The organism is Saccharothrix sabaoui (assembly GCF_051756985.1).
Lineage (GTDB): Bacteria > Actinomycetota > Actinomycetes > Mycobacteriales > Pseudonocardiaceae > Actinosynnema.
Genome location: NZ_JBPKJK010000209.1, coordinates 1 through 13,463, shown reverse-complemented (window position 1 = coordinate 13,463; position 13,463 = coordinate 1). Strand labels below are relative to the sequence as shown.

The following is a 13,463-nucleotide window of genomic DNA, read 5'->3' as shown; positions in this document are numbered from 1 at the left end:
ATGAACGGGATCACCGTCGCCACCGACGACTCGTCGTTGGCGCGACAGGACTACGACGTGATCGTCGTGGGAGCCGGGTTCGCGGGGGCCGTGGCGGCCCGCGAGCTGTCGGCCCGCGGCCTCGATACGCTCGTCCTCGAAGCACGCCACCGCCTCGGCGGTCGCACGTGGACGGACACCTTCGCCGGGCAGAGCGTGGAGGTGGGCGGCCAGTTCGTCTCCGCCGGGCACCCGCTGGTGATGGACGCGCTGCGCCGGTACGGCATCGGGACCGTCGGCGGACCCGCGCCGACCCGCGCCGTGATGCCCACCCCGGACGGCCCGGGCGACTTCACGATCACCGACCTCGTCACCCGCCAGGGCGGGCTGCTGGAGAGGCTGTTCGCGGGCTCGGACGAGTACTTCCCGAACCCCGCCGAACCGCTCACCCGCGAGGACCTGGTCCGCGCGGTCGACCACCTCTCGCTGCGGGACCGGCTCGACGAGCTGGGGCTGTCCGCCGACGACGAGAGCTGGGTCACCGGCGTCACCGCGGGGCAGTCCGGCGGTTCCAGCGCGTTCGGCGCGCTGACCGGCCTGGCGCAGTGGTGGGCCCTGGCCGGTGGGAACGCCGCCGACTGGTACTCCAGCCAGGGCCTGCGCCCCGCCGGCGGCATGTCGGCGCTGATCGGCGCCGTCCTCGGCGACTCGGACGCCACGGTGTGCCTGAACGCGCCGGTGCGCGCGGTCACCCAGAGCGCGCGGCGGGTCGCCGTCACCGCCGGCCTGGGCCGCGGCTACACGGCCAAGGCCGTGGTGGTGGCCGTGCCGGTGAACGTGTGGAGGACGATCCGCTTCTTCCCCGCCCTGCCGGAGGTGCACGCCACCGCGACGCGGCAGGGCGTCGGCGTGCCGAACGTGCGCAAGCTGTGGCTGCACGTGCGCGGCCTGGACGACGACGTGCTCGTCAACGGCGCCGAGGGCGACCCGTTCGCCGCCCTGGTCTCGCAGGGCAGGCTGGCCGACGGCCAGCTGATGTTCGGCATCAACGCCCTGCCCGCGCTGGACATCAGGGACCGCTCGGCCGTCGAGCTGGCGCTGAAGGCCGTGCTGCCGGAGGCGATCCTGGTCGACTTCCGCGCCCACGACTGGGGCGTCGACCCGTACGCGCGGGGCGCCTGGGCGCTGCGCAGGCCCGGCCAGCTCACCACCCAGCTGCCCGCGATCCAGCAGCCGCACCGCAAGGTGGCCTTCGCGACCTCCGACATCGCGAGCGGCTGGACCGGTTTCGTCGAGGGTGCTTTCGAGTCGGGCCTGCGCGCGGCGCGGCAGGCCGCCGACCTGCTGGGCTGACGGCCTGCCGGGCTGACGGCCCACCCGGGCTGACGACCCGCCGGAGCGGTCGCCCGCCCGGGTGGGCCGGCGTGGGCGGTGCCCGCGTCAGCCCGCCACCGGGTGGGCGGCCAGCTCGCGGCGCAGCTCCGCGAGGCGGGTCCGGTAGCGCTCGACCGAGGCGAGCTTGACGTGCTCGTAGCCGCGGACCTCGTCCGGCAGCCCGGCGAGGGCGACGGCGACCGGCAGCGTCCCGGCGTCGAGGTGGTCGAGCGCGGAGCGCACCGCGTCGCGGTACTCCTCGACGAGTGCGCGCTCGACCCGGCGGACGCGGGCGACGCCGAACGGGTCGAAGGCGGTCCCGCGCAGGCGGCGCATCGCGCGCAGGGCGCGGAAGACGGGCCTGACCCACGGGCCGAGGGCGATCTTGCGCTTCATCCCGAGGGCGCGCAGCACCGGCGGGTGCAGGCGGTAGCGGATCGTGGCGCCCTCGCCGAACTGGTCGCGGACCGAGTCCTCCAGCGACGGGTCCAGCGACAGCCGGGCGACCTCGTACTCGTCCTTGTACGCCATCAGCTTGAAGAGGTGCCGGGCGACGGCGTCGGCGAGCCCGGTGCTGCCGGGGACGGCCAGCTCCTCGCGGGCGCGGACCTCGTCGACGAACGCGGCGTACCTCCCGGCGTACCGCTCGTCCTGGTACGCGGTCAGCTCGGCGGTGCGGCGCGCGACCAGCTCGTCCAGGTCCGCCGGCTCGTCGGCCCCGGGCTCGTCGTGCCCGGCGGGCCGGTCGGGCCGGTCGGCCTCGGCGACGAGGCGGCGGCCGTGGCGGAAGGCCGCCAGGTTCGCGTCCACCCGGGTGCCGTTGAGCCGGATCGCCCCTTCGAGGGCCTCGGCGGGCAGGGGGATGCCGCCCGCCTGGAACGCGGCCCCGACCAGCAGCATGTTGGCGAACTGCTCGTCGCCGAACAACCGCTGGGACAGCTCGTCGGCGGCCAGGTAGTGCACCCGGGCGACGCGCCCGTCGAGCGCGGAGCGGATGCGGTCCTGGTCCGGGAAGGACGCGGTCGGGTCGACGACCATGTGCCCGGTCGGCACCTCGGCGGTGGAGACGACGGCAATCGTGCGCCGGGGGTCGGTGACGGTCATCCGCTCGGGGTCGGTGGCCACCAGGGAGTCGCACCCGAGGTAGAGGTCGCACTCGCCCCCGGCGAGCTTGGCCGCGCGGTCGGTGGCGGTGGTGCTCACCTTGACGTCGGAGACGACCGCGCCGCCCTTCTGCGCCAGGCCGGTCTGGTCGAGGGTGCGGACGTGGCGGCCCTCGATCGCGGCGGCGGTGGCGAGGACCTGGGCGACGGTGACCACGCCGGTGCCGCCGACCCCGCTGACGCGCAGGCGGTAGTCGTCGGTCGGGACGCGCAGGACGGGGTCCGGCAGCGGCCCCACGTCGACCGGGACGCGCTTCGCGACGCGCCGCGCCGCGGGGGTGACGGTGACGAACGAGGGGCAGTCCCCGTCCAGGCAGGAGTAGTCGAGGTTGCAGGAGGACTGGTGGATGCGGGTCTTGCGGCCGTACCCGGTGTCCACCGGGCGCACCGACAGGCAGTTGGACTTGCGGCCGCAGTCACCGCAGCCCTCGCACACCCGCTCGTTGATCAGCACCTTGGTGGTCGGGGTGGGCAGGGTGCCCCGCTTGCGCTTGCGGCGCTTCTCGGCGGCGCACTCCTGGTCGTGGACCAGCACGGTGACGCCGGGCTGCCCCGCGAGTTCGGTCTGCACGTCGAGCAGGTCGTCGCGGTGGCGCACCGAGACCCGGCCCCGGACGCCGATCCCCCGGCGGCGCAGGGACTTGCGGACCCGCGCCGGCTGCTCGGTGGTGACGACGACCCGGGTCACGTCCTCGGCCAGCACGGTCGCGACGAGCCGGGCGAGGTCGCCGCCGCCCACCGCGTCCTGCCCGCCGGTCATCGCGACCGTGGCGTTGAACAGGACCTTGTAGGTGATCGGGACGCCCGCGGCGACGGCGGCCCGGATGGCCAGGCTGCCGGAGTGCGCGAACGTGCCGTCGCCGAGGTTCTGGAGGAAGTGCCGCTGCTCGACGAACGGGGCCATGCCGATCCAGTGGCCGCCCTCGCCGCCCATCTGGGTCAGGCCCGTGACCTTGCCGACCTGTTCCTCCGGCATCATCAGCACCATCGCGTGGCAGCCGATCCCGCCGCCGACCAGCGCGCCCTCCGGCGGTTTGGTGGACGAGTTGTGCGGGCAGCCGGAGCAGAAGTACGGCGACCGCACCGCGAGGGGGAGCGAGATCCGCTCCCGGGGCTCGCGCTCGGCGCGGGAGCGCAGCGGCCCGAAGCCGCCGAGGTCGCGCAGCCGCCTGGCCAGGCCCGTCGCGACCAGGTCGGGGTCCAGCTCCCCGATGTCGCTGAACAGGCGCGCCCCGTGCGGGTCGCGCTTGCCGACCACCACCGGGGCGGCGGCGGTGCCGTAGAGGACGTCGCGCACGGCGACCTCCAGGAAGGCGCGCTTGTCCTCGACCACGACGATCTCGTCGAGCCCCTCGGCGAACTCGCGCACGATCGTCGGCTCCACCGGGATGATCGCGCCCAGCTTGAGCAGCCGGACGCCCAGGCGGACCAGGTCCGCCTCTCCCAGCCCGAGCGAGTCCAGCGCCTGCCGCACGTCGAGGTAGGTCTTGCCGGCGGCGACGATCCCGACCCGCGCGCGGCCGGTGGCGCCCAGGACGCGGTTGACGCCGCTGCGGCGCAGGTACTCCAGGGCGATGGGCAGGCGGACCTGCTGGAAACCGCGCTCCAGCCCGGCGAGGTCCCGGCCCAGCAGCCGCGCGTGCGGCACGTGGGAGTAGGCGCGCAGGCCGCCGGGCAGGTCGGACAGGTCCGGCGGGGTCCACCGGGGCGTCACCTCGGCCGAGGAGGCGCCGTCGGCGACGTTGGTGACGACCTTCACCGCCGTCCACAGCCCGCTCGCCCGGGACAGCTCGACGGCGTGGAACCCGAACCGGAGCACCTCGTCCGGGTCGGCCGGGTAGAAGGTCGGCAGCTGCAGGTCCGCCAACGCCGGTTCGGACGAGCCGGGGACGCTGGACGACTTCGCGGCCGGGTCGTCGCCGACCAGCGCGACCACCCCGCCCCGGGGCGAGGTGCCGATCATCGCGGCGTGCCGGATGGCGTCGGTGGCGCGGTCCAGGCCCGGCGCCTTGCCGTACCAGAAACCCGTCACCCCGTCGGTGTTCAGGTCGGCGACCTGCCCGGCGAGCTGCGTCCCGGCCAGCGCCGTCGCGGCCAGCTCCTCGTTGAGCGCGGGGGCGTGCACGACGCGGTGCGCGTCCATCAGCTCCCGGCGCCGGGCGATCTCCAGGTCGTAGCCGGCGAGGGGGGAGCCCTCGTACCCGGTGACGTACAGCGATCCCCGGTGCCCCCGGCGGTCGTCGTGCCGCTGCCGGTCGAGCAGCACGCGGACCAGGGCCTGCACGCCGGTCAGGTACACCCGCCCGTCCTCGGCCAGGTAGCGGTCGTCCAGCGAGAAGGACGCCGGGCCGGGTGCGGTCGGCGCCACCCCCGGGGCGGCCCCCGGTGTATCCAGGGTCGCGCTCATCGCGGAATCCCCTCCTGCGCGCGTCGTGGTGGTGATGTCGATCAAGGGTGCCACGACCGCGTGCGGGGCGGGGCGGAAGCGCGAAGGATTCCGGAAAAGCTGGACCACGGGCGCTGTTCGCGCGGTCGGGACTGGACCGGTGGCGCAACGGTCCGGTCCGGACCGGGCCGAGTCCGTTGTGGACGGTGCACCGCCCGGCCGGACCCCGGCCCCGGACGGGACAGCGGGTCGGTCACCTCGCCCGGGCGAGCCAGAGGGCGTCGGGACCGGCCGGGAACCGGAGCTGGCCCGTCGTGTCGTGCGCGGCCCGCCACACCGCCTCGGCGACCTCACTCTCCCGAGTGAACAGTTCCTGGCTCGTGAAGGCGCTCACCGCCTTCTCCGCCCACGGCGCGCAGGGCGCCGGGACCAGCTCGCCCACCGGGGCGCCGCCGGTCGCCCTGGCCCCGAAGTTCGTCGTCAGGCAGGCGCCCGGCTCGACCGTCTTCGCCCGCACGCTGGAGTCACGTTGACCACCACGCCGGAGCCGCGCTCGCGGAACAGCGGCAGCACGGCCCGGGTCGTCGCCATCACGCCGAACGTGTTGACCTCGGACACCTCCCGCACGCGCGTCACGGGGGTGCCCTCGAACACGCCGATCGACGGGACGCCCGCGTTGTTGACCAGGACGTCGACGGGCCCGCCGCTTCGACCGCGGCGGCGATGCCGTCGGGGTCGGTCACGTCGAGCCGGACGACGCGCAGCCGGTCCGACGCGGGGAGGACGTCCGGGCTCGGGGTGCGCATCCCGGCGACGACGTTCCAGCCCCGGTCGTGGAGGTGCAGGGCGGTCTCCCGCCCGTAGCCGGAGGAGGTGCCGGTGATCAGGACCGTCTTCATGGCGTCCCGCAGGCGGGCCGCGTCCTGGCTCGGGGGCGCGCCGAACCGGCGGCGGTACTCGCGGCTGAACTGCGACGGGTTGTCGCAGCCGACGCGCCGGCCGACGCCGGTGACGTCGCCCGGGTGGGTGGCGAGCAGCAGCCGGGCCTCCTGGAGGCGGATCTGCTTCCGGAACTGGATGGGGCTCATCGCGGTCACCGCCTGGAAGTTGCGGTAGAAGGCGGAGGGGCTCATGCCGGACATGCGCGCCACGTCCTCGACCCGGAACGGCTGCGCGTAGTGCTCCCGGATCCAGCGCACGGCCCGCGAGACGTGGCTGAGGCCGCTGTCGGGCAGGCCGAGCCGGCGGACCGTCGCCCCCTGCTCGCCGGTGATCAGCCGCCACAGGATCTCGCGCTTGACCAGCGGCGCCGGCACGGCCCGGTCGCGGGGCCGGTCGAGCAGGCGCAGCAGGCGGACCACCGCGTCGAGCAGCTCGGCGGACGCGTCGCTGACCGCGATCCCCGGCGGAACGCCCTCGCCGGTCCGGGGGACGTCCCCCGGACCGGCCTGGAGCAGCAGTTCGGCGACGGCGGCGGGTTCCAGCACGAGGCCGAAGCCGGGGGCGGGCCGGCCGGGCTCCACCCCGGTGAACTGCCCGGTGACGGGCAGGTCCACGGAGGCGACCAGGTACTGCCCGGGGCCGTACTCGTGAACCCGGTCGCCCAGGGCGAGGCGCTTGGCGCCCTGGGCGATGACCGCGAGGACCGTGCCGGTCATCGACGGCGTCGGCGGGTCCGCCCGGTCGACCCGCGAGATGAGGACGCCGTCGACGGCGGTGCCCCAGTCGGGGCGGACGTGCCGGGCCAGCACGTCGCGGAACGAGTTCGGCCGGCACGCCGTCCTCGGCGACCTCCGCGACGACGAGGTCACCGACTACATCTCCCCCGCGCCGGCCGACGACCTCTCGGGCCTGCCGGCCACCTACGTCGACACCGGCTCCGCCGAGGTCTTCCGCGACGAGGACACCGACTACGCCACCCGCGTCCGGGCGGCCGGCGGCCAGGCCGAGCTGCACGTCCGGGCGGGCGGCTTCCACGGCTTCGACGCCCTGTACCCCCGGGCGCGCATCTCGGCCACGGCCCGCCGGACCCGCACCGACTGGCTCGCCCGGCTCCTGTCCGCCGACGCCCACGCCGACGCGTAGGCCGGGCTGTTCAGCGCACGTGCCCGGTCGTCAGGACGGGTGCCGGTCGGCGGACGCGGAGCGGGTGGCGTGCAGCGACGCCAGGAGCCGCAGGCGGTCGGCGTCGGGGCTGCCCGGTTCGGTGGTGAAGACGAGCAGGAACGGGCCGGGGTCGCCGGGCAGCGGGTAGGTGTCCCAGTCCAGGGTGATGTCGCCGACGCCGGGCACGTGGAAGGTCTTGGTGCCGCTGACCGACTCGCGCACGTCGTGCAGGGCCCACAGCCGGCGGAACTCGGCGCTGCGGATGCTCAGCTCGCCGATGACCGCGGTGGCGCGGGGGTGGGTGGGGTCGGCGGCGACGGCGGCGCGCATCATGCCGATGTACTCCAGGGCCTGCCGCTCCCAGTCCGGGCAGCTCCGGCCGCCGGTCGCGGTGTCGTCGAACAGCAGCAGGAGCATGTTGAGCCGGTCGGGCGGGAGGTCGCCCGGGTCGCCGAGCAGCGCCTCCGCCATCGGGTTCCAGTCCAGCAGGTCGAGGTGCCTGCCCAGCACGACCGCCGGGGTGTCCACCACCCGCAGCAGCCGGCGCGTGCTGCGGGGCACCCGTTCCGGGGCGCGGTCCACCCGGGTGGGCACCGGGCGGCGGGCGGCGCGGGCAAGGGTGAACAGGTGCCGGCGCTCCTCGTCGTCGAGGCCGAGCGCGCCGGCGATCGCGTCCAGGACGTCGTCGGACGGGCGCACCTCCCGGCCCTGCTCGATCCGCTGGTAGTAGTCGGTGCTCAACCCGGCCAGCAGGGCCAGTTCCTCGCGCCGCAGCCCGACGACCTTGCGCCGGCCGCCGGGCTCCAACCCGACGTCGCGCGGGTGCAGCCGGGCGCGCCGGGCGCGCAGGAAGTCGCCGAGTTCCCGAGCGTGCGGGTGACTGCTGCCCATGCCCCGAGTGTGCCGCCCCGGCCGGCGCCCTGGGTAGGTCTGGCGGACCCGGGCAGGCGGGGCCGACCGAACCGCGCCGGATCGCTCCTAGCGTCGGTGGCGCAGCACGCCGACACCCCCAGGAGCAGCAGATGACCGGATGGACCGCCGACCACATCCCCGACCAGCGCGGTCGGGTCGCCGTCGTGACCGGCGCGAACTCGGGCCTCGGCCTGGTCACCGCCACCGAACTGGCCCGGCGCGGCGCCCACGTCGTGCTCGCCGTCCGCGACACCGCCGCCGGCGGGCGGGTCGCCCACCGGATCGGCGGCGGCACCGAGGTGCGGGAGCTGGACCTGGCCTCCCTCGGCTCGGTGCGCGCGTTCGCCGCCGGGCTGGTCGCCGACCACCCGGCGATCGACCTGCTGGTCAACAACGCCGGCGTGGTCCTGCTCGGCCCGCGCCGCACGACCGTCGACGGCTTCGAGCTGCACTTCGCCACCAACGCGCTGGGCCACTTCGCGTTGACCGGCCTGCTGCTCGACGCCCTGGCCGCGGGGCGGGGGGCCCGCGTGGTCGGCCTCAGCTCGATCACCCACCGCAACGCGCACCTCGACTTCGACGACCTGATGTCCGAGCGCGGCTACCGGGCCGCCACCGCCTACGGCCGGTCCAAGCTCGCCACCACGGTCCTCGGCGTCGAGCTGGACCGCCGCCTGCGCGCCGCCGGGTCGCCGGTCGCCGGCGTGCTGGCCCACCCCGGCCTCACCCGCACCAACCTGACCCCGCGCGCCTGGGAGCACCGGGGCCGGCTGGGCCGGTCGATCGCGGCGGTCGGCCTGCTGGTCACCCAGCCGGTCGAGCGCGGCGCGCTGCCGCAGCTGCGCGCCGCGACCGGGACCGGTGTGCGGGGCGGCGAGTTCTTCGGGCCGTCCGGGCCCTGGGAGGCGCGGGGCGGCGTCGCCCGGGCCCGGTTCGGCCGGGAGGCGACCGACCCGGACGTCGGCAGGCGGCTCTGGGCGGTGGCCGAGGAGCTGACCGGCGTCAGCTACCCCTGAACCCGGCGGGCGCGCTGTCGGTCGGCGGTCACCCGCCGGTCGGCGCGCCGTCGGTGACCGTGCCGTCGGTGACCGCGCCGACGACCGTGACGCCGACGGAACCCGGGTTGCGCGACGCCAGGTCGAAGCGGATGCGCTCGACCTGCTCGACCTCCGCGTCGGCCGCCGTCAGCACGGACACGTCCTTGGTGACCTCACCGCGCTGGAAGTAGGCGGTCACCTGCAACCCGGTGGTCGACAGCGGCCGCGAGGGCAGCGGCTCCTCCCGGGAGACGCGTTGGCGGAACCACGTCTCGTCGACGTCCGTGGTGGACAGCTCGACCCCCTCCGGGGCGACCGGCCGGCCCGCGACCGTGTAGTTCGAGTCGGTCGGCGAGGACAGCGCCACCCGCCAGGTCAGGGTGCCGCCCTCGGTGACCGAGTCGGTGACCGGCGTGGCGGTGAGGGTCGGCTCCGGGTCGTCGTTCGGCACCGTCAGCCTGTTCGTGTAGTGGCCGACGACCGCGCCGCGCACGGCCTTGGCCAGCACCACGCGCTTCAGGTCGAAGCTCCAGCGGGTGTTGCCGGTGACCTGCACCGGGAGTTCGACCTCGTGCTGCCCCGGCTGGACCGCCACCAGCCGCTCGGTGTACGCGCGGCCGTCCTCGTCCTGGACGAACACCCGCACGGAGCCCGCGCCGTCACCCGTGACCGAGACCGGGAACCGGACGGTCCGCGTGCCGGAGTCGCCCTCCTCGGTGGTCAGCGCGCCCACGTCGACGCGCGGGAGCGCCACCGGGCGCGGGTCCGGCAGGCCGGGCGCCCAACCGTGGGCGTCGACGAGCCACGCCTCACCGGAACCGCCGTGCGGGACCAGTTCCAGCCCGGCGACGCGGCGCAGGTCGATCCCGCGCGACGGCAGCGGCACGCGGACCTCCTGCGCCCAGCGGGCGGACAACCGCTCGGTGGCGGGCAGCCCGTCGAGCGTCACCGACCCCAGCGGCGCGCGGCGCCCGGTCGCGTCGGTGACGGCCACGTCGAAGCGGGTGCCGGTGGTGTTCGGCGGCACGACCAGCCTCAGCGCGAGGTGCCGCGCCCCCGCCAGGGACACCGGCGAGCCGGGGCGCGCGGTCGCGGCCTGCCCGTCCGCGGTCCACCGCAGCGCCACGGCGAACCGGCCCGACTCGGGCACCACGCGGTTGAAGCGGACGAAGTGCGGCGAGGGTCGGGTGGCGGCCGGGTCGACGCACGCCGCGGCCGGGTCGGCCGAGACCTGCGCGCACACCCTCGCGGACCCGCCCGCCGAGGTCGCCTCGTCGGGCACGACGAACGGGGACCGCGCGCCGCCGACCGCGTGGGCGAGCACGCGCGCCGGGTCGGCCGAGGGGGCGCGGACGCCCGAGCCGTCGAGCAGCGGCAGCACCCGCCGGTCGCCCTCGACGAACAGGCGCGCCGCCGCGGCGACGTAGGTCGCGCCCGCGGTCTGCTGCTGCTCGGCCGTGAGCCGGGTGGCGGTGCCCGGCGAGCACACCGCGTCGTCGGGCGGGGAGCGGAAGTCGTCGGACGCCGGGGCCTGCGCCTGGCCGGGCGTCCACTCGGTGTTGAAGTAGTTGTGGTTGGCGCCGACGAAGTACAGCGCGCTGTGCAGCGCGGTCCCCCGGCTCACGCCGCGGGTCGCGTCCACGAACAGCTGGCCCTGGAGGTCGGACACGTCGCCGTCGCAGCCGGGCAGGATCGTCACCGACGGCACGTCCGGCGCGGGGTTGTGCCCGAAGATCGTCGGGCCGATGAGCAGGGTGCCCTTGACGTTCCAGCGCACCGGGGCGTCGCCGGGGGCCGGGGAGAGGCTGTCGACCGCGGCGCGGTTGACTCCCTCGCCGCCGCGGGAGTGCCCGACCAGGAACACCCGGCCCAGGTCCGCGACGGGCGCGGCGCGGACGACGTCGGGGGCCGATCCCCGACCGGCGCCCGCCCAGTCCGCCCACCTGGCCAGGTGGGCGCGGACCAGCGCCGACCGCGCGCCCGCGCCGGCCTCGAAGTCGAGCGTGTCGTGGGCGTTGACGGCGTTGGCCGACACGGACACCGTCACGTAGCCCTGCGAGGCGAGCAGCCGTTGCGACTGGAGGTAGCCGCGGTGGCTCGGCACCGACGTGGCGGAGGCCGGGCAGGGCCAGTCCAGCAGCATCGTGGTGCCGTCGTAGCAGGTGATGTGCCTGCCGTGCAGGAACAGCGCCAGCGGGCGCCTGCCCGGCGCGTCGGTCGGCGCGACGACCACGGCCTCCATCTCCAGCGGGACCGGGTAGCCGGGCACGGTGACGGGGTCCAGCGCGTAGTCCCCCGTGCGCGTGGCGAACGGGCCGGGCACGCCGGGGTCGGTGGCGCCGGCCGGGAGCAGCGCGGGCGGTGTCGCGTTCGCCGCGACCGGCGGTGCCGCGGGTTCCTCGGCGTCCAGCCGCCTGCCCGACAGCCGCACCTGGAGCCCGTCGACGTCGCCGACCCCGTCCGCGTCCAGGGTGTAGGTGCGCAGGTCGGCGGACGGGCGCGGCACGCCCAGCAGCCGGTCGCCGTCCCAGAACTCGACCGCGGCGCCGCCCGGCGGGACCGGGGCGGGCGCCGTCCACGCCAGCCGCTCGCCGCTGACCGCCCACCCCGGCGGCGGCGAGTCGGGTGCCCGCAGGACCTGGGCCGTCGCCGCGACCGGTGTCGTGAGAGCGGTTACCACCAAGGCGGGTAACAGGAGTGTCGTCAAGCGCATGTGCGATCCCCCTCGGGGTCGAGCGACGGCCGACCAGTTCTAGCGGGGCCGGTCGCCGCGCCACAAGCGTTGTCGAAACTGTTGCGGACCGCCGGCGCGAAGACGTCCCGAAAGTGCACCCCGCGGGAGGGCTCCGCCCGTGCCCGGCGGCCGAACGCCGCGTGCCCGGCCCGCTCCCGCACCAGGACGTCGGTGTCTTCCACCGGGTCCGGCCCACCGGCGGCGAGCCGCGGCCCCAGCCGAACGGGGAGACCGCCGAGTCGGTGTGGACGCCGATCCCCGACGTCGCCCGCCTGCACCGGTCGTCGCTGGTCGACGTCGACCTGGTCCGGCACTGAGGCCGGTGTCGCCGGGCGTGCGTATCGCGGGCGTATGGGAAACCGCATACGCCGCCGCAACCGTCCCGGGTCTTCGGTGGGGGCACGGACCGCGGCGCGACCGCACGGGTGGCGCGGGTCGGTCCGCCGATCGGGAGAGGACGGTGATCGTGGACCCTGGTTCCGCACGTGGTGTCGACCGACGACGACTGCTCGGGTGGGGTGGCCTGATGGCGGCCGGCGTGGCGGCCGGTGCGCCGCTGGTGGGCACCGGGCTCGGCCACGCCGCGCCCGGGCAGCCCGGGAACGAACACGACCACGGGCGCGGGCACGGCCCGATCCCGTTGGACACGCGGCCCGGCGGGGCCTACGACCGGTACGTGGCGGGACTGGCCGCCGAGGACCGGTTCTCCGGCGTGGTGCTGCTGTCGCACCGGGGCCGGACCGTGCTGTCGCGCAGCTACGGGATGGCCGACCGGGAAAGGGGGGTCCGCAACCACGAGGACATCGCGTTCACCCTCTCCTCGGCGAGCCAACCGTTCCTCGCGGTGGCCGTCCTCCAGTTGGTGCAGCAGGGCAGGCTGGCGCTGTCGGACGCGGTGGGCGCGCACCTGACGGGCTTCGCCGAGGGGATCGCCGAGCAGGTGACCCTCCACCACCTGCTCACCAGCACCTCCGGGCTGGACGCCCCGATGCCGGACCGGGATCGCGTCTTCCACAGCAGGGAGGAGGTGCACGAGCACGACCGGCACTGGGCGCGGCAGGCGGAGCTGGTGGCCGTCCCCGGCTCGGCCGACAGCGAGAACGGCCACCGACCCGGCGGCGGCGTCGGCCTGTCCATCGCCGCGCAGGTCGTGGAGGCCGTGTCCGGCACGACGTTCTGGGACTACGTGCACGAGCACGTCTTCGCGCGCTGCGGCATGACCGGCTCGGGGTACTACACCAGGGACCGGTGGCTCACCGACGAGCACATCGCGCACCCGTACATGCGCCAGGCCGACGGCAGCCGGGTGGACGCCGTCCGCAACCTGGACAAGGGCTCCGTGAACCCGCACATCGAGGGCCGGAACCCGGCCCGCGCCTTCATCGGCAACGCCTCGGGCGACGGTTTCGCCACCGCGCCGGACCTGGTGCGGTTCGCGACCGCGCTGCACGACGGCACGCTGCTGGCCCGCCCGTACGCCGACCTGTTCACCGGGCCCAAGCTCCCCGGTCACGACCCCACCTCGTACCGGGGGTACACGATGCCGATCTCCATCGTCGGCGACCAGTGGACGATCGGGCGCGGCGGCGGAACCGGGGGCGGCGGCGCCACCTGGACCGTCTACCCGGACACGGGGTGGGTCGGCGTCGTCCTCGCCAACTACGACGACTTCCCGCTGCTGGAGATGGGCATCGCGGAGACCGAGGCCGTCACGGGCGTGGAGCTGGACCCGCCGGGCGGCGGCTGAGCGCGGCCACCGCCGGACCGGGCGC

At 75.7% G+C, this 13,463-nt stretch carries 9 protein-coding genes and 1 pseudogene; 5 read left to right on the top strand and 5 right to left on the bottom strand.

What is annotated here, in order from left to right:
* A partial coding sequence (locus ACR807_RS37620) for a flavin monoamine oxidase family protein (RefSeq protein WP_438926287.1) occupies window positions 1-1,332 on the top strand: 1,332 nt, incomplete at its 5' end.
* Between the two features lie 87 nt (window positions 1,333-1,419).
* On the opposite strand, the gene ACR807_RS37615 is transcribed toward ACR807_RS37620, so the two are convergent.
* The 3 genes and pseudogenes from ACR807_RS37615 to ACR807_RS37605 all read right to left on the bottom strand — a co-directional run bounded on the left by ACR807_RS37615 (window position 1,420) and on the right by ACR807_RS37605 (window position 6,653).
* Window positions 1,420-4,923, bottom strand: coding sequence for an indolepyruvate ferredoxin oxidoreductase family protein (locus ACR807_RS37615; RefSeq protein ID WP_438926286.1), 3,504 nt, complete (start codon window positions 4,921-4,923; stop codon window positions 1,420-1,422).
* A gap of 232 nt (window positions 4,924-5,155) precedes the next feature.
* Window positions 5,156-5,419 (bottom strand): Rossmann-fold NAD(P)-binding domain-containing protein, encoded by a 264-nt coding sequence (locus ACR807_RS37610; RefSeq protein ID WP_438926285.1) that lies wholly within the window; start codon window positions 5,417-5,419, stop codon window positions 5,156-5,158.
* Window positions 5,383-6,653: pseudogene (locus ACR807_RS37605) on the bottom strand (SDR family NAD(P)-dependent oxidoreductase). Before ACR807_RS37605 ends, ACR807_RS37610 begins: the two are co-directional and overlap by 37 nt.
* On the opposite strand from ACR807_RS37605, the gene ACR807_RS37600 reads away from it, so the two are divergent.
* Window positions 6,619-6,987, top strand: coding sequence for an alpha/beta hydrolase (locus tag ACR807_RS37600; RefSeq protein WP_438926284.1), 369 nt, complete (start codon window positions 6,619-6,621; stop codon window positions 6,985-6,987). The pseudogene ACR807_RS37605 and the gene ACR807_RS37600 overlap by 35 nt on opposite strands.
* Window positions 6,988-7,017: 30 nt before the next feature.
* Here the strand turns inward: ACR807_RS37600 and ACR807_RS37595 are convergent, their stop codons facing one another.
* Entirely contained in the window at window positions 7,018-7,899 is an 882-nt protein-coding gene (locus ACR807_RS37595) for a helix-turn-helix transcriptional regulator (protein WP_438926283.1), read from the bottom strand.
* 131 nt (window positions 7,900-8,030) lie between these two features.
* Here ACR807_RS37595 and ACR807_RS37590 point away from each other — a divergent pair, with 131 nt between their 5' ends.
* Window positions 8,031-8,936 (top strand): oxidoreductase, encoded by a 906-nt coding sequence (locus ACR807_RS37590; RefSeq protein WP_438926282.1) that lies wholly within the window; start codon window positions 8,031-8,033, stop codon window positions 8,934-8,936.
* Between the two features lie 28 nt (window positions 8,937-8,964).
* Here ACR807_RS37590 and ACR807_RS37585 read toward each other — a convergent pair whose 3' ends face one another.
* A complete protein-coding gene (locus ACR807_RS37585) occupies window positions 8,965-11,637 on the bottom strand; it encodes a hypothetical protein (protein WP_438926281.1) in 2,673 nt (890 codons plus the stop codon).
* 194 nt (window positions 11,638-11,831) lie between these two features.
* Here ACR807_RS37585 and ACR807_RS37580 point away from each other — a divergent pair, with 194 nt between their 5' ends.
* Together ACR807_RS37580 and ACR807_RS37575 are read left to right on the top strand one after the other, a co-directional pair.
* On the top strand, window positions 11,832-12,008 hold the full coding sequence (locus ACR807_RS37580; RefSeq protein WP_438926280.1) for a hypothetical protein: 177 nt from the start codon (window positions 11,832-11,834) through the stop codon (window positions 12,006-12,008).
* Window positions 12,009-12,217: 209 nt separating this feature from the next.
* Window positions 12,218-13,438, top strand: a complete 1,221-nt coding sequence (locus tag ACR807_RS37575; RefSeq protein ID WP_438926279.1) for a serine hydrolase domain-containing protein — start codon at window positions 12,218-12,220, stop codon at window positions 13,436-13,438.
* Window positions 13,439-13,463 lie beyond the last annotated feature (25 nt).